General features: G+C 73.0%; 15 protein-coding genes. 8 read left to right on the forward strand and 7 right to left on the reverse strand.

Features of this window, described 5'->3' with window-relative positions; translation table 11 throughout:
* Nucleotides 1–108: 108 nt before the first annotated feature.
* From AB0O48_RS11190 to AB0O48_RS11200, 3 genes are all read left to right on the forward strand, one after another.
* Entirely contained in the window at nt 109–2,598 is a 2,490-nt protein-coding gene (locus tag AB0O48_RS11190) for a Tex family protein (protein ID WP_365064799.1), read from the forward strand.
* A 307-nt stretch (nt 2,599–2,905) separates the two neighbouring features.
* A complete protein-coding gene (locus AB0O48_RS11195) occupies nt 2,906–3,790 on the forward strand; it encodes an aminoglycoside phosphotransferase family protein (RefSeq protein ID WP_357246173.1) in 885 nt (294 codons plus the stop codon).
* A gap of 23 nt (nt 3,791–3,813) precedes the next feature.
* Nucleotides 3,814–4,281: a hypothetical protein gene (locus AB0O48_RS11200; protein WP_357245668.1), complete on the forward strand. Its 468-nt coding sequence runs from the start codon at nt 3,814–3,816 to the stop codon at nt 4,279–4,281.
* On the opposite strand, the gene AB0O48_RS11205 is transcribed toward AB0O48_RS11200, so the two are convergent.
* On the reverse strand, nt 4,211–5,158 hold the full coding sequence (locus tag AB0O48_RS11205; RefSeq protein WP_357245670.1) for a DUF389 domain-containing protein: 948 nt from the start codon (nt 5,156–5,158) through the stop codon (nt 4,211–4,213). The two genes, AB0O48_RS11200 and AB0O48_RS11205, sit on opposite strands and share 71 nt — an antisense overlap.
* 217 nt (nt 5,159–5,375) lie before the next feature.
* Here AB0O48_RS11205 and AB0O48_RS11210 point away from each other — a divergent pair, with 217 nt between their 5' ends.
* Genes AB0O48_RS11210 through AB0O48_RS11225 form a run of 4 tightly spaced genes read left to right on the forward strand, consistent with a single transcriptional unit; the run spans nt 5,376 to nt 9,029 of the window.
* Nucleotides 5,376–6,533 (forward strand): DegT/DnrJ/EryC1/StrS family aminotransferase, encoded by a 1,158-nt coding sequence (locus tag AB0O48_RS11210; RefSeq protein WP_357245673.1) that lies wholly within the window; start codon nt 5,376–5,378, stop codon nt 6,531–6,533.
* A 26-nt stretch (nt 6,534–6,559) separates the two neighbouring features.
* Nucleotides 6,560–7,183 (forward strand): sugar transferase, encoded by a 624-nt coding sequence (locus AB0O48_RS11215; RefSeq protein WP_357245677.1) that lies wholly within the window; start codon nt 6,560–6,562, stop codon nt 7,181–7,183.
* Nucleotides 7,180–7,827: a NeuD/PglB/VioB family sugar acetyltransferase gene (locus AB0O48_RS11220; protein ID WP_357245679.1), complete on the forward strand. Its 648-nt coding sequence runs from the start codon at nt 7,180–7,182 to the stop codon at nt 7,825–7,827. Before AB0O48_RS11215 ends, AB0O48_RS11220 begins: the two co-directional genes overlap by 4 nt.
* Entirely contained in the window at nt 7,824–9,029 is a 1,206-nt protein-coding gene (locus tag AB0O48_RS11225; protein WP_365064806.1) for a glycosyltransferase family 4 protein, read from the forward strand. The genes AB0O48_RS11220 and AB0O48_RS11225 overlap by 4 nt, the downstream gene beginning before the upstream one ends.
* Before the next feature lie 61 nt (nt 9,030–9,090).
* On the opposite strand, the gene wecB is transcribed toward AB0O48_RS11225, so the two are convergent.
* The 3 genes from wecB to AB0O48_RS11240 are packed head-to-tail and all read right to left on the reverse strand — an operon-like array spanning nt 9,091 to nt 12,396.
* A complete protein-coding gene (wecB, locus tag AB0O48_RS11230; protein ID WP_357569936.1) occupies nt 9,091–10,215 on the reverse strand; it encodes a UDP-N-acetylglucosamine 2-epimerase (non-hydrolyzing) in 1,125 nt (374 codons plus the stop codon).
* A gap of 22 nt (nt 10,216–10,237) precedes the next feature.
* Nucleotides 10,238–11,362: an NAD-dependent epimerase/dehydratase family protein gene (locus AB0O48_RS11235; protein WP_365064809.1), complete on the reverse strand. Its 1,125-nt coding sequence runs from the start codon at nt 11,360–11,362 to the stop codon at nt 10,238–10,240.
* Nucleotides 11,356–12,396, reverse strand: coding sequence for a polysaccharide biosynthesis protein (locus AB0O48_RS11240; RefSeq protein WP_365064812.1), 1,041 nt, complete (start codon nt 12,394–12,396; stop codon nt 11,356–11,358). The genes AB0O48_RS11235 and AB0O48_RS11240 overlap by 7 nt, the downstream gene beginning before the upstream one ends.
* Nucleotides 12,397–12,776: 380 nt before the next feature.
* On the opposite strand from AB0O48_RS11240, the gene AB0O48_RS11245 reads away from it, so the two are divergent.
* Nucleotides 12,777–14,051, forward strand: a complete 1,275-nt coding sequence (locus tag AB0O48_RS11245; RefSeq protein WP_357245694.1) for an O-antigen ligase family protein — start codon at nt 12,777–12,779, stop codon at nt 14,049–14,051.
* A gap of 16 nt (nt 14,052–14,067) precedes the next feature.
* Here the strand turns inward: AB0O48_RS11245 and AB0O48_RS11250 are convergent, their stop codons facing one another.
* Genes AB0O48_RS11250 through AB0O48_RS11260 form a run of 3 tightly spaced genes read right to left on the reverse strand, consistent with a single transcriptional unit; the run spans nt 14,068 to nt 17,814 of the window.
* Nucleotides 14,068–15,465, reverse strand: coding sequence for a glycosyltransferase (locus AB0O48_RS11250; protein WP_357245697.1), 1,398 nt, complete (start codon nt 15,463–15,465; stop codon nt 14,068–14,070).
* On the reverse strand, nt 15,455–16,861 hold the full coding sequence (locus tag AB0O48_RS11255) for a lipopolysaccharide biosynthesis protein (protein ID WP_357245700.1): 1,407 nt from the start codon (nt 16,859–16,861) through the stop codon (nt 15,455–15,457). Before AB0O48_RS11255 ends, AB0O48_RS11250 begins: the two co-directional genes overlap by 11 nt.
* 8 nt (nt 16,862–16,869) lie before the next feature.
* Nucleotides 16,870–17,814: an NAD-dependent epimerase/dehydratase family protein gene (locus tag AB0O48_RS11260; RefSeq protein ID WP_357245702.1), complete on the reverse strand. Its 945-nt coding sequence runs from the start codon at nt 17,812–17,814 to the stop codon at nt 16,870–16,872.
* Nucleotides 17,815–17,938 lie beyond the last annotated feature (124 nt).

The raw sequence follows: 17,938 nt of genomic DNA on the forward strand, positions 1-17,938 counted from the left end.
CGGCCGGGCGCGGTGGTTCGGTCCTCCGCCCCGGCCGGGCGCGGCGACAGCGCCCCGGCCGGCCCGGCAGAATGCAGGCGTACCCACTCCCGAAGGCGGATCGAGATCGTGACCCAGTCTGTTCATCAGCGGATCGCCGACGAGCTCGGCGTGGCCGAGCGTCAGGTGCGGGCGGCCGTGGAGCTGCTCGACGGCGGCGCCACCGTGCCGTTCATCGCCCGTTACCGCAAGGAGGCCACCGGCCTGCTCGACGACACCCAGCTGCGCACCCTGGAGGAGCGGCTGCGCTATCTGCGCGAGCTGGACGAGCGGCGGACGGCGGTGCTGGAGTCGATCCGCGGCCAGGGCAAGCTGGACGAGGCGCTGGAAGCGCAGATCATGGCGGCCGACTCGAAGTCCCGGCTGGAGGACATCTACCTGCCGTACAAGCCGAAGCGACGCACCCGGGCGCAGATCGCCCGCGAGGCCGGGCTCGCGCCGCTGGCCGAGACGCTGCTGGCCGACCCCACCCAGGACCCACGGGCCACCGCCGCCGGGTTCGTCGATGCGGAGAAGGGCGTCGCCGACGCCGCCGCCGCGCTGGAGGGCGCCCGCGCCATCCTGATCGAGACGTTCGCGGAGGACGCCGACCTGATCGGCACGCTGCGCGAGCAGATGTGGTCGCGGGGCCGTCTGGTGTCCCGGGTACGCGAGGGCCAGGAGGCCGCCGGCGCCAAGTTCGCCGACTACTTCGACTTCTCCGAGCCGTACCCGAAGCTGCCCTCGCACCGGATCCTGGCGATGTTCCGGGGTGAGAAGGAGGGCGTGCTCGACCTGACCATGGAGTCGGAGGAGGCGGGCGAGGCGGACGCCGTACCCACCGGCCCGACCCGGTACGAGGCGGCGATCGCCGGCCGGTTCGGAGTCTCCGACGCGGGCCGCCCGGCCGACCGCTGGCTGGCCGACACGGTCCGCTGGGCGTGGCGTACCCGGATCCTCATCCACCTGGGCGCGGACCTGCGGATGCGGCTGTGGCAGGCGGCCGAGGAGGAGGCGGTCCGCGTCTTCGCCACCAATCTCCGCGACCTGCTGCTGGCCGCCCCCGCCGGCACCCGTCCGACGATGGGCCTGGACCCCGGCCTGCGCACCGGGGTGAAGGTGGCCGTGGTGGACGCCACCGGCAAGGTGCTCGCCACCGACACCATCTACCCGCACGAGCCGCGCCGGCAGTGGGACGCCTCGGTCGAGACCCTCGCCCGGCTGGCCGGGGCGCACGGGGTGGAGCTGATCGCGATCGGTAACGGCACCGCCTCCCGGGAGACCGACAAGCTGGCCGGCGACCTGATCGCGCGGCACCCGCAGCTCAACCTGACCAAGGTGATGGTCTCCGAGGCCGGCGCGTCGGTCTACTCCGCCTCCGCGTACGCCTCGCAGGAGCTGCCGGGGATGGACGTGTCACTGCGCGGCGCGGTGTCCATCGCCCGCCGCCTCCAGGACCCGCTCGCCGAGCTGGTCAAGATCGATCCACGGTCGATCGGCGTCGGCCAGTACCAGCACGACCTGTCCGAGGTGAAGCTGTCCCGGTCGCTGGACGCGGTCGTCGAGGACTGCGTCAACGCGGTCGGGGTGGACGTCAACACCGCCTCCGCGCCGCTGCTGACCCGGGTCTCCGGGATCGGCGCCGGCCTGGCCGAGAACATCGTGCTGCACCGGGACGCCAACGGGCCGTTCCGTACGCGTACCGACCTGAAGAAGGTGGCGCGGCTCGGGCCGAAGGCGTTCGAGCAGTGCGCCGGCTTCCTGCGCATCCCGGACGGCACCGACCCGCTGGACTCCTCCAGCGTGCACCCCGAGGCGTACCCGGTGGTGCGCCGCATCCTCTCCACCACCGGGCAGGACCTGCGCTCGGTGATCGGTAAGAGCGGCATCCTGCGCGGGCTGCGGGCCACCGACTTCGTCGACGACCGGTTCGGCCTGCCCACCGTCACCGACATCCTCGCCGAGCTGGAGAAGCCGGGCCGGGATCCCCGGCCGGAGTTCCGCACCGCCACCTTCGTCGAGGGCGTGGAGAAGATCAGCGACCTGACCTCGGGCATGGTGCTGGAGGGTGTGGTCACCAACGTGGCCGCGTTCGGTGCGTTCGTCGACGTCGGCGTGCACCAGGACGGCCTGGTGCACGTGTCGGCGATGTCCCGGACGTTCGTGAAGGACCCCCGCGAGGTGGTCAAGTCCGGCGACGTGGTCAAGGTCCGGGTGCTCGACGTGGACGTACCCCGTAAGCGGATCTCGCTGACCCTGCGCCTGGAGGACGAGCCGGCCGCCGCCGGTGGCGGTGGTCGGACGAGTCAGGAGGGGCGCGGTGGCCCCGCGCAGGGCGGACGCGGCGGGCAGGATGGTCGCGGCGGCGCCGCTGGCGGCCAGGGCGGGTCCGGTGGTGGCGGCAGGTCCGGCGGGTCCGGCGGACAGGGCAGGTCCGGCGGACAAGGCGGTCGCGGCGGCCAGGGCGGGTCCGGCGGGCGCGGCGGCCAGGGCGCACGGGGCGGGCAGCAGCGGCAGGGCGCACCGGCGCCGGCCAACGACGCGATGGCGGAGGCTCTGCGCCGCGCCGGGTTGGCCTGATCCCGGGGCCGGCGCGAGGAAGCGACCGGGACGCCCGGCGGGGCGGCGACCTTCGGCGCCTCCCGGGCCGGACGCGCGCTGACCGACTCGGCGGGCGGACAGCGAGTGTCCAAGATCTGGAGTTGTCGGAGATTCCTGTCGAGCACGCCCCAGATCTGGGGCGTGCTCGAGAGGGCGCATCCAAAGGTTGGGGTCTGAGCGCGGCCATCCGCGACCGGTCCAGCCATCGGCGGGCGGCAGGCGCGCGCGGGCGGCGAGAAATCGGGTCGCGTGTCTGCGGGGCTTGGGCGATGATCTCGCGGTGCGGATGCATGCCGACCAGGTGGATGTGAGCGTGGACGTCGTTGCCGCGCTGGTGGCCGAACAGTTTCCGCGCTGGCGGGAGCTGCCGGTGCGCCCCCTCCGTTCGGCCGGCACGGTGAACGCGCTGTTCCGGCTCGGGCCGGAGATCGTGCTGCGGTTTCCGCTGCGGCCCTTCGCCGATCCCGACCTGCGCGCCGAACTTCGGCGGGAGCAGGAACACGCCGTGCTGCTCGCGGCGCACCTGCCGGTCGCGGTGCCCGAACCGCTCGCCCTCGGTGCGCCCGGCGAGGGGTACCCCGGGTCGTGGACGGCGTACCGGTTCATTCCCGGGGAGACGGCGCAGCCCGATCGGATCGAGGATCCGGAGCTCTTCGCCCGTGACCTGGCCGCTGTCGTGGTCGCCCTGCGCGGCATCGACGCCGGAGGGCGGTCGTGGCCGGGGTACGGCCGGGGCGGGCCACTGGCGGGCGAGGACGTCGACGTGCGGGCCGCCCTCGCGGTCAGCGGTGAACTCATCGACACCGCCGCGCTCGCCGAGGTGTGGGACAGGTGCCGGGACGCACGCCGGGACGATCCGGCCGACGTGTGGATCCACGCCGACCTGATGCCGGGCAACCTGCTGGTCCGCGACGGGCGACTGGCCGCGGTCATCGACCTGGAGGCGGTCAAGCTCGGTGACCCGGCGGTGGATCTGATGCCGGCGTGGAACCTGTTGGACCCCGGCTCGCGGGAGACGTACCGGCGGGCGTTGGGCGTGGACGACGCCACCTGGGAGCGGGGGCGCGGCTGGGCCCTGGCGCAGGCGATCGTCGCGCTGCCGTACTACGTCGAGACCAACCCGGTGATGGCCGGCATCGCCCGGCACACGCTGCTGGCCGTACTCGACTGAGTCGGGTCGCGTACCGTCGGCTCGTGGGTGAGGACGACGACCGCGAGTGGCGGGAGCGGCAGCGGCAGGCGGTGCGGGCACACGCCGACGCGGACGCCCGCCGACGGGCCGCCGAGCAGGCGGAAGCGGCGGAGTTGGTGGCCTGGTTCGTGGCCGAGGCGACCCGTCGAGGGCTGCCCACCACCCGACTGGTCGCCCGGGGCTACGACGGGCGCGGGCGCTACCGGACCAGGCTGACCGGTTGGTACGTCGACCGGGCCGGCACCCGGGCGGTGGACGTGGCCGGCCGGTTCCACCTGTTGACGGTGCCCGGCGGCGTGCGCGCCCGGCTGTTCGGGGTCGACCCGCAGCCCAGCCCGGCGCCGTTGGTGGTCGGCGCGGGAGGCCGCGACGGCGAGTCGATCCCGTTGCGGACGTTGCTCACCCGGCTGCTGGACGACGGGACCGGCGGGCCAGGTTCCACCACCAGGCCTGCTGCACCACGAGGGTGAGCAGTCCGGCCAGGACGATCGCACAGATGTTGATCACCAGTTGGAGGGCCGAGCCGCCCGCCTCGTCCCACACCCCGTAGGCGGCGGCGACCGCCACGTTCGCCGCGGCTGGCACGGTGGTCACCGAGATCAGCACCCCGACCAGGCTGCCGGACTTCTTCGACGTCAACGACAGCATGCCGGCCACACCGGCGAGCAGACCGACCACCCAGGACAACGCGTCCGGACGCCAGATGAAGTCGGTGAGGGGTCGCTTGGCGAGCAGCATCTCCTCGCTGACCAGGCCGGCGGCGGTCAGCGCCCAGGTGCTCAGCACGGTCGCCACCATGGCCGCCAGGAAGCCCACCGAGAGCGCCTGCACCGAGCGGCCGATCACCCCGAACCTACGGCGTAGCAGCGCCACGCAGAGCGCGGCGAGAGGGCCGAACTCCGGGCCGACCACCATCGCCCCGACGATGAGGATCGGCTGGTCCAGCAGCACACCGATGCCAGCGATCATGGTCGCCACCACGATCAGAACGAGGTAGGTGCCGGACAGCTCGGTCTGCTCGCCGGTCTTCGCGGCGATCTCGTCCCAGACCACCGCGTCGGCGCCGCTGCCGGGGGCCCGGCGGGCGGCCCGGTCGGCCGCTCTCGACAGGGTCAGCTCGACGTCGTCGGCCGCGATGCCGCCGCTGGTGTCCACACCGATCCGCTGCAAGCCCTGCAACACCTGGTCGGCACTCTCCCGCACCACGTCACAGAGGATGAGGTCGCCTTTCGGCTGCCGGGCCGCACCGGGCAGCACGGCCAGGTGCGTCACCCCCGCCTGGGCGGTGAGCAGATCGACGACCTCGGTCGACCGATCCGCCGGGGCAATCACCCTCAGGTGCAGCACTCGTTCTCCCTGGTGTGGACGTATCGCCAGCGCGGCCGGCAGCACTCTACCGGCCACGTCCGGTGACCAGCCGAACGCGAGGACCGATCGGGTGGATTCGTCGCACAAACGGCGGAAAGCCCCGCTCAGTCCCATAACGCCTGATACAACAATCGTGGTCTTCCCTATCGACCGATCGGAGGCGCCATCCGTGGAGCTGATCCACCACCGTCCGCCCGTGGCGCGCAGCGGCGGTCCCGGCGTTGCCGACCCGGTCTTCCTGTCCCCGCCCGACGTGGGCGAGTTGGAGGAGTCCTACCTGCTGCGGGCCATCCGGGCCGGGCGCTTCGACCCGGACGGGCCGGAACTGGGCGCGTTCGAACGGGAGCTCGCCGCGCGGGTCGGCGTCGGCTACGCGCTGGGGCTCTCCTCCGGCACGGCCGCCCTGCACCTGGCACTGCTCGCCGTCGGCGCGGGACCGGAGACGGTGGTGGTCGTGCCCACGCTCACCTTCGCCGCCACCGCCAACGCGGTCACCTACACCGGCGCCGAACCGGTCTTCGTGGACTGTGACGCCGCCACCGGCAATCTCGACGTCGACCTGCTCGCCGACCTGCTCGGTCGTCTCGTCGACGCGGGCCGACGGGTCGCCGCCGTACTGACCGTGGACATCAACGGCCGGTGCGCCGACTACGACAGGTTGTTGCCGCTCTGCGCGGCCGTCGGTGTCCCGGTGGTGGAGGACGCGGCGCAGGCGCTCGGCTCGACCTACCGGGGGCGGTGTGCCGGCACGTTCGGCCGGGTCGGGATCTACTCGTTCAGCCACAACAAGGTGATGACCACCACGGGCGGCGGGATGCTGGTCTCCGACGACCCCGCGCTTGTCGCCCGAGCCCGACACCTGGCCACCCAGGCCCGCGAGCCGGTGTCGCACTACGAGCACCGCGACGTGGGCTACAACTACCGGCTCAGCACGTTGCTGGCCGCGCTCGGCCGCGCCCAGCTCACCCGACTGGACGCCATGGTCGCCCGACGGCGGGCGCTGCGCGACAGGTACGCCCGGCTCTTCAGCGGCGTGCCCGGCACTCGGATCCTCGGCGCCGGTGACCCCGGCTCGAACTGTTGGTTGACCTCCGTGGTCATCGAACCGGAGCGCACCGGCTGGCAGCCCGGCCAACTCGCCGAGCACCTGGCCGGCCACGGCGTGGAGTGCCGCCCGATGTGGAAACCGATGCACCGCCAACCGGTGTACGCCGACCGGCAGGTCGCCCAGACCGGTGCCGCCGACCGCCTGTTCGCCACCAGCCTGTCCCTGCCCAGCGGCTCCGCCCTCGCCGACGACCAGGTCGAGCGCGTGCTCGCCGCCACCACCGAGTTTCTGGACGGACACCGATGAACCGGCCCTACGACACCGTCAAACGGATGCTGGACGTGGTTCTGGCCGCCACCGGCCTGCTGCTCGCGACGCCGGTGCTCGCCGCGGTGGCGCTGGCCGTGCTGGTCACCATGGGTCGGCCCGTGCTGTTCCGGCAGGCCCGCCCGGGTCGGCACGGTCGACTGTTCCGCCTGGTCAAGTTCCGTTCGATGACCGTTGGCGGCGAGGACCAGGCACCCGCCAACGACGCCGTCCGACTCACCAGCTTCGGCCGCTGGCTGCGGACGACAAGTCTCGACGAGTTGCCCCAACTGTGGAACGTGCTGCGCGGCGAGATGAGCCTGGTCGGGCCGCGTCCCCTGCTGCCGGCGTACCTGAGCCGCTACAGCCCGGAGCAGCTCCGCCGGCACGAGGTGCGCCCCGGCATCACCGGTCTCCAGCAGGCGTACGGGCGCAACGCGCTGAGCTGGGACGAGCGTTTCGCTCTCGACGTGCAGTACGTGCGGCACCGCTCGCTCGTGCTGGACGTGCGGATCCTGCTGCGCACGGTACGAACAGTCCTGCTCCGGGAGGGGATCACCGCGGCCGGCGCGGCCACCGCCCACGAGTTCCTCGGCCCGGCCGAGCTGGCCACTGCCGGCGGTCGCGGACCGGCAGAGGGCCGCCGGTGAGCCTGGACATCGTCATCGTCGGCTGCGGCGGGCACGGCCGCGAGGTGCTCGGCATCGTCCGGGCCGTCAACGCCGCCGCCCGTGGTGGCCCGGTGTGGCGGGTGCGGGGCTTCGTCGACGACCAGCCCAGCGAGGTCAACCTGAAACGGGTGCAGCGGCTGGAGGTGCCCTACCTCGGTGGCAGTGCCCGCCTGGGCGAGCAGCCCGCCGGCACCCACCTGGCGCTGGGCATCGGGGATCCGGCCGCGCGACGGTCGGTGGATCAGCGGCTGACCGCGTACCGGCTGCCGGCGGCGGTGCTGGTGCACCCGGACGCCACCGTCGGCCCGGACACCGTGTACGGCGAAGGCCTGATCGTGTTTCCGGGCGCGCGGGTCACCACGAACGTCACGCTGGGCCGGCACGTGCACCTCAACCAGAACAGCGCGGTGGCGCACGACTGCGCGCTGGGCGACCACGTGTCGGTCAACCCGTTGGGGGCGGTCTCCGGCGACTGCCACCTGGGCGACGGGGTGCTGATCGGGGCCGGTGCCGTGGTGTTGCAGAGGCTGCGGGTCGGCGCGGGCGCCACGGTCGGCGCCGGGGCCTGCGTGGTCCGCGACGTACCCGCCGGCGCGGTGGTCAAGGGAGTCCCGGCCCGGTGAGCGTCGGTCCCCGCGCGAGCCGGCCGCTCGGCGTCCGCCAGCTCCGGATCGCGGTGCTGGTCAAGACCAGTACCGGCGGGATGTGGCTGCTGCCGCAGGTCGAGGAGTTGCGGCACCGGGGGCACGAGGTGACAGTCGTGCTGCCGCGCGGAGCCGGCCGACTCACCGACGAGTTGGAGCGCCGCGGGGTCGACGTGCTCAGCTCCCCGTACGACTTCACCATGGGCCGGTACGCGCCCATCGGGCTGTTGCTGCTGCGCGCGCTGCTGCGCCGGTTGCGCCCGGACGTGGTGCAGTACCACCTGATCGCCTCGGCGTACGCGGTGCGACTGGCCACGCTGGGCCTGCCGCTCCGCCGGGTGCACATGGTGGCCAACCCGGCGTACCTGGAATCCCGGTTGGTCCGCTCGGCGGAGTGGTTGCTGTGGCGGCTGGACGACGTGCTGATCTGCGGCTGCCGCTACGCCTCCGCCCGCTACGGCGAGTTGGGGTGTCCGCCGCAGCGTCGCCCGGTCGCCGTGTACGGGGTGGACACCGACGCGTTCAGCCCGGACGCCACCGGCCCGGACCAGCGGGCGAAGCTCCGCGCCGAGCTGGGCATCGACCAGGGCGTGTTCCTGGTGGTGATGGTCGCGCACGTCTACCCGCCGAGGTGGTTCATCCACTCGGGTCGGGGGGTCAAGGGGCACGACGTGCTGCTGGACGCCTGGCGGACGTTTCGTCGCCGGCACCCGGACGCGCACCTGCTGCTGGTCGGTGGCGGCTGGACGGCTACCGGTGAGGACTACCGGCGGCAGCTCGAGGATCGCTTCGGCGTCGCCGGTGACCCCGGGATCACCTGGGTGGAGTCGGTCCCGGACGTGCGGCCCTGTTACGCCGCCGCGGATGTCAGCGTGTCCCCGTCCCTCGGCGACGGCCCCGGCGCGGCGGTACAGGCTGGCGCGATGGGTGTGCCGAGCATCGTCAGCGCGGCCGGTGGTCTGCCCGAGGCGGTGACCGAGCGGTCCGGTTGGGTCGTCCCGCCGGGTGATCCGACGGCTCTGGTGGCGGCGCTGGACTCGGCGTACCAGGGGTGGGTCGCGGGCCGGCTCAGCCTGTGCGGCCGGTTGGCCCGCCGCCACGTCCTGACGTCCTTCGACGACCTGCGGGCGGCGGCCGAGGTGGCGGACATCGTCGAGGACGTGGCGGGCCGGCGGCGTTGAGCACGCCGCGGGGCGGCCGGTGGCCGGTCCCGCCGGACCACCGACCGCCCGTGGTGGCGGCTCAGTGCCGGATGCCGGCCCAGTCGTGGTGCCGGCGCACGGTGGAGAGGATGAAGTCGACCACCCGCCGCGAGGTGTCCGGCACCTGGTAGTCGGCCGGGCAGGGCACGCCGTCCGCCGCGACCTGCGCCACCGTGACCTCGACCGCCTCGACCACCCCCTGCGGGTCGAGACCGGTCATGATGATCCCGCCCGCGTCGAGCGCCTCGGGGCGTTCGATGGACTCCCGCAGGGTCACCGCGGGGAAGCCGAGGATGGCGGCCTCCTCACTTATCGTCCCGCTGTCGGACAGGGTGCAGAACGCCTTCGTCTGCAGGTGCACGTAGTCGAGCAGACCGAACGGGTCGTGGAAGGCGATGCCGTCCAGCGCGGTGGCGTCCGGGGCGAGGGCCTCCAACCGCTTGCGGGTGCGCGGGTGGGTGGAGACCAGCACCGGGTAGCCCCAGCGGTCGCGGACCGCGACCAGGCAGTCCAGCAGCCGCCGCAGCCGGTCGGGCCGGTCCACGTTCTCCTCCCGGTGGGCGCTGACCAGGAAGTACCGGCCGTCGTCCAGCTCCAGTTGCCGGAGGATGGTCGAGCTGGCGATCGGTGCCCGGTAGTGCTCCAGCACCTCCCGCATCGGTGAGCCGGTGTGCAGGATCCGGCGCGGGTGCAGGCCCTCGGCGAGCAGGTTACGCCTGGCGTGTTCGGTGTAGACCAGGTTGAAGTCGGCGACGTGGTCGACGAGTCGCCGGTTCGTCTCCTCCGGCACGTTGAGGTCGAAGCAGCGGTTGCCGGCCTCCATGTGGTAGACCGGCACTCGCATCCGCCGGGCCATCAGCGCCGCGATGCAGCTGTTGGTGTCGCCGAGCACGAGCAGCGCGTCCGGTCGCAGCTCGGCGATCGCCGCCTCCATGCCGACCAGGACGCCGCCGAGCACCCGGCCCAACGAGGTGGTGTCGACGCGCAGGAACCGGTCCGGTTCGCGGAGTCGCAGCTCCTTGAAGAACACGTCGGAGAGGGTGGTGTCCCAGTTCTGCCCGGTGTGCACGAGCACGTGGTCGACGGTGTCGTCCAACCGGCTGAGCACCCGGGACAGTCGGATGATCTCGGGACGGGTGCCGACGACGGTCATCACCCTGGTCATGTGGTCTTCCTCCGCCTGTCACTCACCGGGCGCCCACCGGCACCAGGTGTTCGTCGCCGACCGGCTCCGGCCACGTGTCGGGCCGTTCCGGGTCGAACAGCTCGTTGGTCCAGAAGAGGGTGAGCAGCTCGTCCGGGCCGGTGTTGGTGATGTTGTGCGCCCACATGGTCGGCATGTCGACGACCACGGGCTGGTCGCCGCTGACCGGAAACCGGACGACGTCGGTGTCGCCGACGCGGCGCAGGCTGATCTCGGCGGTGCCGCGCAACACCACGAACCGCTCCACCTTGGCCAGGTGGAAGTGCTCACCCCGGGTGATCCCGGGCCGGGTGGTCGAGCAGAAGGTCTGCCCCGCTCCGCCGTGCGCCTTGACCGTCTCGACGAGGGCACCCCGGGCGTCGGCCCGGGTGGGCAGGGCCAACGGGTAGTGCGCCGGGAAGCAGTGCGACCGGTAGGTGTTGAACAGCCGCACGTCGTGCCGGTCGCGCAGCGGCGGGATCTCGCCGGTGCGGTAGACGCCGGCGTACGAGGTGAGCTGGTCGGCGAGGTCGCGGACGCCGATCCGCAGGGCCGGCAGCGCCGGGTCCCAGGAGCCGGCCGCCGCGACGCCGGCCAGTCGGGCGGCGGCGTCGGTGACGTGCACCAGGTCCAGCTGTCGGTCGGCGTGCACCTCCGGCCGGCCGCCCTCGGCGAGGACCCGGCAGAAGGTGGCGACGGCCGAGTTGTACCAGGGTCGGCCGTGCTCGCCGTACAGGTTGGGCAGCAGCACGTCGTCCAGGGGTACGCCGGTCTCGGCGAGGATGCCGGCGGCGGTGGCCTTGGCGTCGCCGTAGGGGGTGCCGTTGCCGGCCTGCACGGAGTTGGCGAAGACCACCCCGATGGGCGGGTCCGGGCAGGCGCGCAGGCCGTTGGCGAGCTGGGCGGCGAGCTGGACGTTGCCGGCCGCCACGTCGGCGGGCTCCCCCCGGTTGACCCCGGCCAGGTGCAGCACCCGGTCCACCCCGGCGATCTTGCGGGCGACCACCGCCGGGTCGACCAGATCGGTACGGGTCAGCACGGTCGGCTCGGGCCAGCCGAGCGCGCGCAGCAGGACCCGCACGTGCCAGCCGAGGAAACCGCCGGCGCCGGTGACGGCGAGGCTCAGCACGCCAGCACCGGATCCCGCAGCGCCAGCTCCGCGCGGATCTCCGGCAGCGACTTGAGCAGCCGCACCACATCGGGTACGCCGAGCCGGGTGGCGTTCGCCGAGTTGAAGTCCTCGCCGGGCCGCTCGCCCAGCTCGCCCTCGGAGACGTACAGCGCGTAGTTGAGGTCGCGCGCGTCCAGCGGCACCCGGTAGAAGTCCCCGAAGTCGTCGGCCTGGGCCAACTCCTCCCGGCTCGCGAGGGTCTCGTGCGACTTCTCGCTGTGCCGTACGCCGATGATGTCCAGCTTGAACGGCACGTCGAACAACTGGCAGACGGCCTCGGCGAGGTCGCTGATCGTGCAGGCGGCGGCCTTGCGGATGAACACGTCGCCGGGGCGGGCGTGGTGGAAGGCGTGCTCGACCAGGTCGACGGAGTCGGCGAGCGACATCAGGAAGCGGGTCATGGCCGGGTCGGTGACGGTGGGCGCGCGGCCGGCCTTGATCTGCTCGATGAAGAGCGGGATGACCGAGCCACGCGAGTACATCACGTTGCCGTACCGGACGCAGGACACGGTGGTGGCGCTGTTCGGGTTGTTGCGGGCGTACGCCTGGGCGACCTTCTCCATCAGCGCCTTGCTCATGCCCATGGCGTTGACCGGGTAGACGGCCTTGTCGGTGCTGAGCACGACGACCGAGCTGACGCCGTTGTGCGCGGCGGCCTCGACCACGTTGCCGCTGCCGAGGATGTTGGTGCGCACCGCCTCCAGGGGGAAGAACTCGCAGGACGGCACCTGCTTGAGCGCCGCCGCGTGGAAGACGAAGTCGACGCCCCGCGTGGCCCGCAGCACCGTGTCGATGTCCCGGACGTCGCCGACGTGGTAGCGCATCCGCTCGTCGCCGATGGAACGCCGCATGGCGTCCTGCTTGGCCTCGTCCCGGCTGAGGATCCGCACCTCGGCGACATCGCGGTCGAGCAGTCGCCGCGCCATGGTCTGTCCAAAGGATCCGGTCCCACCGGTGATCAGCACCCGGCGGCCCGCGGTCATCACGCTCATTGACTCTCCCGTTCGTCACCCGACGGGCGGTTCTCACCCGTCGACCCGGCACGCACAGCCGCTGCGCGCTGTGGCACGGGCGCCGGTCTCCGGTGGTCAGGCGGAAGCCCCGCCGGATGCGGCACCCGGGTCAACGAGGGGCCTCAGCAGCAGATACGTGTATGGGCGGCAAACGGGCCAAACGAGCTATAGGGCACTCAGAAAACATGTCGGTGTATGCAGTGATTTGGCCACTTCGCACCGTCGCACCTGGTAGAAACGGTTCCGTGCCTCGCCGAGCCTGTCCAGACGGGCGCGGGGCGCACACGCTGGCCGACGCGCCGCCGCGACACCACCCGACCCACGCCCCGCGACACCACCACACCGCCGGTGCCCAACTGGTGCCCGCCCCCTTGGCCCCACCCGGACGGCGACCCGCGGCACAGCCCGGCCCCTCGCCGGCCGCGCCCACCGGCAGCCTGCCCGCCGTGCTGGTCCTGTGTGTCGCCGCCTACCTGGTGGCCCGGCCACCGTGGTGGTCGTTCAACTACGTGGCGATCCTCGCCGTGTTGGCCGTCGTGCTGAGCGGCCGGCTGCCCCGGCTGCGGCCGGTCGACACCGTCGCGCTGCTCACCGCCGGCTGGGCCGCCGCCAGCCTGCTCTGGACCAGCCACCCCGACATCACCGGACCCGCCGCCTACCGGTACGTCTCGGTCAGCCTGCTCTTCGTGGCCTGCCGACACGTCGTCCGGGGCCGCCGGGACCTGCTGCTGGTCGGTTGGACCTTCCTGCTCGGCTGCGCGGTGGTCGCCGTCGAGGTGGCGACCGGCGCCCGGTCCCAGGGGCAGGTGGTCCTCTTCGCCGAGCGCTACGGCATCGACGGTCGGGAGGTGAACGGCACGGCGTACACCCTGGCCGCCGGCGTGGTGCTGGCCCTGGTGCTCGCCGCGGCCGGCGCGCACCGGCCGGTCCTGCGTCTCGCGCCGCTGGCCCTGGCCGTGCTGCTCGGGTACGGCGTGCTGCTCACCGGCTCGCGTGGCGCGGCCATCGGCATCGTGGCCGGTCTCGTCGGCGCGCTGGCCACCCGCGTGGCGCCTCGACTGACCGGGGTCACCGTCGCCGGGCTCGCCGCCACGCTCATCGTCCTGGTGCCGTTCGGGCTGACGCCGAGGGCGGAGCTGCTCTGGCTCGACGGCCTGTACGGACGACCCACCGGCGACATCTCCGGACGCCTCTGGATCTGGCCCTACGCGTTGTCGACCTGGTCGGAGTCACCGCTGAACGGATCCGGCGCGGGAGTCTTTCTCAGCACCAACCCGTACGAGATCGGGCCACACAACCTGCTCCTCACCGTCGGCAACGACCTGGGGCTGGTCGGCGTGCTGCTCTACTTCGGCGCGATGACCGCGGCGCTCGTCGTCGCGGCCCGCACCGGCCGAGCCGGACTGCTGCTGGCCTGCGCGTTCACCGGCGTCATGCTGCCGATCTGGCTGACCGGCCAGTGGGAGACGTCCCTCGCCTTCTGGCTGGTGCTGGCGCTGGTCACCGTACTGCCGGGGATCTGGGGTCCGCCGGCGGCGCCCCGGCACTCCCGCGCCCGCCGCCACCGCCCGGCCCCGGCCGCGCTCGTCGGCAGCGGCGACGGCCGGACGGTCCAGGCTGGCCTCCACCGCTGACGGGCCGGTCGGCGCGTCAGTCGGCGTCCGCCAGCGCCCCGGCCCGCCCGGATCGGGGCACCGGTGGCCGGTCGACCGGACAGGTCGCCGCCTCCCGCAGCACCTCGGCGAAGCGGGCCGCCACCTGGTCGGTGCGGTGGTGCCGCACCGCGTACGCCAGCGCCCGCCCGCCGAGCCGGGCCCGTAACCCGGCGTCGGCGCAGAGCGGGGTGAGCGCCCCCACGAGTGCCGCCGGGTCGTCGGTTCCGACCACCGCGCCGGCGTCGGCCGCCGCCAGGTGCGCCATCGAGGCCAGTTCGGCCGGGCCGAATCCGACGACGGGACGGCCGGATGCCAGGTACTGCGGGATCTTGGTGGACAGCGAGTAGCGGGTGTAGCGACGGTGCTCGGCGGCGAACGACTCGACGTGCACCAACACGTCGGAGCGGCGCAGCACAGCGGCGACCTCGTCGCTGGCCAACGATCGGCCCAGGCGCACCGCGGACAGCCCGGTGAACGCGCCGGCGTACCGCGCGAGGTCGGTCGCCGGGGCGTGCACGGTCAGCCGGGCCGGTGTCCCCTGGTCCGCCAGGCGAACGACGGCCTCGCCGACGCGGCGCAGTGACCGCCACCGGTCCAGGTGCAACCCGCCCACGTAGACCAACTCGACAGGCGCCCCGACCGGGCGGTCCGGCGCGGGCCGGTCCGGGTCGGCGAAGTCCGCGGCGTCCACGCAGTTGCCGAAGGCGGCGAAGGGCAACCCGTAACGGCGTTCGAACTCCCGCGCCATCGCCACGCTGATCCCCATTCCGTACGAGGCGTGCCGCAGGACGTCCCGGAAGCCGGCACGGACCGCGAGCCGGGGCAGCCCCAGAACCTGACCGCCGGTGTAGAGCGTGGTGGGCCAGTCGTCCATGAAGTGCGGCACCAGGGGCACCCGGCACTCCTGCGCGGCGGCGACGGCGAGGCGCATCATCCGGATGCTGCCCAGCGTGGTGTAGATGACGTCCGGCCGCTGCTCCCGCAGCCACCGACGGACGTCGTCGGGAACACGGACCGGGCTGAGGTCGACGAAGGCACGGAGTTGGGTGCGCAGCCGGGCACGCACCGGGCCGGGCCCGGGATCGCGCGCCACGCCGGTCGGGCCGGCAGCGCCTGGCGCACCGGTCGCGCCGAGCAGCACGGACCGGACCGGTCGGCGGACGCGTTCCCACTGCCGGAACAGGTGGTACTCCACCGGAGCGTTGCGCGGCGCGAACCGGGCGAACGTGCCGACGGCGTCCGGACCCGGGGCGCGGTCCTCGGCGTAGAGCTGGGCGAGGCGGTCCCCCGGCCAGCCGGTGAACAGGTTCGACAGGGTGATGCCGGTGCCGGTGGAGCGATCGAACACGGCCGCGCTCACCACCAACACGCGGGGATAGTCGTCAGCGCGCATGGTCGGACACCAATCTCCGCTCGATGGTCGGGCCACGGTGCAGCCGCAGCGTCCGGCGATATCCGTACAGCGCCGCCGGCACGACGGTCAGCGCGTAGCCGACCGCGCCGACCCAGGGCACGGCGGCGACGGCGATGCGGTCGGCGGCGTACCACTTGCCGAGCACCGACAACACCAGGAACGCCGCCCAGCCGCACAACTGCGGGACGAGGACGCCGCCGGCGTTCTGCACCATGAACCGGGGCGAGAGCGCCGACTGGAGCAGCCACCAGACGCCCAGCCCGGCCAGCAGCCACCGGTCACCGCCCATCGGCACCGGCAGCCAGGCCGCGAACAGCCACTCACCGAAGGCGACGAGCACGGCGGCCGGCAGACCGGCGGCGAGCACGGACAACACGGTCATCCGTCGGGTGGTGCGGCGGACCCAGTCCACCTGGCCCTGGGCCAACGCCTCGCCGTTGGCCGGCCACAGTGGCACGTTGACCAGGACGACGAGCTGGCCGAGTTGGGACAGCAGCTTCGCGGGCACCACGTACCCGGCGACGGCGGACAGGCCGAGCGCGTGCGCGATGATCAGCGTGTCGGCGTTGGTGGCGAACGAGATGACCACGGTCAGCACGAAGAACAGCCCACTGAGCCGGGTCAGCTCCAGGGCGGCGTGCGCCTGCACGGCCCTCGGCGTGGGTCGGATCCGCGGCTCCTGCCGGCCGAAGAACCAGAGCGTGTTGAGCAGGTTGACCAGCAGCGGCGCGGCCACCGACAGGGCGACCACCAGGAGCGGCGACCAGCCGGCCCAGACCACGCCGAGCACCGCGCCGAGCGCGGCCAGACTGCCCGCGGTCTGCCAGACGTTGCTCCGACCGACCTGCTGGTAGGCGTACTGGACGCGGGCGATCAGGCTGAGTGGGATGTTGAGCGCGAACGCGGTGAGACAGATCAACGAGATCATCCGGGTCTGCTCCGGGCTGACCTGACCTGTCACGTTGAACAGCGCCGACCAGGGCACGGCACCGGCGAAGACCCAGAGCAGGCCGGTGAGGGCGAGCGCGAGCCCCGACAGGGTCAGGTACGCGCTGGAGATGTAGCGACGGGCCTGCGCGGTGTCGCCGTGGGCGTAGCAGGGGGCGAGCTTCGTCATCAGCCCGCTGCCCAGCCCCAGGTCGGCGAAGGCGGCCATGCCGGCCAGCGCGGCCACCGCCATCCACAGGCCGTACAGGTCGTTGCCGAAGTAGGGCAGCGTCACCGGCACCAGGACGATCGGCACGATGAGCCCCGCCGCCCGGCTGAGCAGCGCCGTCGCCACCCCGGAGACGAGCCGGCGACCACGGTCGGGAAGTCGACGGTGCGTGCCCGGTCGGCGGGCGCGCCGGGTCCGCTCGACGACCCCGGACGACATCGACGGCCCTACTGACTCGCGAGCACGTGACCCGCCATCCAGGACACCGTGCGCTCCAGGCCGGTGCGCAGCGGCACCGGCCGCACCCCGGGGAACAGCTCTCCCAGGCGGGTGCAGTCGGCCTGCGAGTCCCGTACGTCGCCCGGGCGCGGCGCCTCGTGCACGACCGGCAGCGGCCGGCCCATGATGTCCTCCAGCTCGGCGATCAGGTCGAGCAGGGAGACCCGCGCGCCGAAGGCCAGGTTCACCACGTCGGTGGTGGACACCCGACGGACGACGGCGTCGACGATCACCGAGGTGACACTGCCGACGAACGTGAAGTCGCGGGCCTGCCGACCGTCGCCGTGCACGCGCAGCGGCTCGCCGGCGAGCGCGGCGGTGACGAAGCGGGGCAGCACCGCGGCGTACGCGTGGTGCGCCGCCTGCCGGGGACCGTAGACGTTGAAGAAGCGGAACGGCAGCACACCCAGGTCGTAGCAGGCGGCGTAGGCGACCGCGTACGCCTCGGCGGCCAACTTGGAGACCGCGTACGGGGACACCGGGATCGGGCGCAGCTCCTCCTGGCGGGGCAGCACCGGGTTGGCGCCGTAGACCGACGAGGAGGACGCGAGGATCACCTGTGGGACGTGGTGCCGGCGAGCCGCCTCCAGCACCAGCAACGTCCCGGTGGCATTGGCGTGGTGGCTGGGCAGCGGCCGGTCGATCGAGCGCGGCACGGAGCCGAGAGCGGCCAGGTGCACCACGGTGGCCGCCCCGGCGAACGCCTCGTCCAGCAGGTCCGGGTCGAGCACGGAGCCCCGGTGCAGCCGGACGGGCTGGTCGTGCAGGTTGTCCAGCAGGCCGGTGGAGAGGTCGTCGACCACCACGACGTCGGTCACCTGGGGTGCCTCGTCGAGCGCCCGTACCAGGTTGGCGCCGATGAACCCGGCGCCGCCGGTCACGACTACCTTCAACGCGTCTCCCCGTTCGGCTCGGCCCCGGGCGGCGGGCGCTGGGGGTGCCCGCTCGGTGGGGCCGTGGCAGCGCCGCCGGGGCCACTAGTGTGACAACGAGCGCTGTTGCCGCAAGTCACGCGAA

This window comes from Micromonospora sp. NPDC085948 (genome assembly GCF_040686315.1).
GTDB lineage: Bacteria > Actinomycetota > Actinomycetes > Mycobacteriales > Micromonosporaceae > Micromonospora.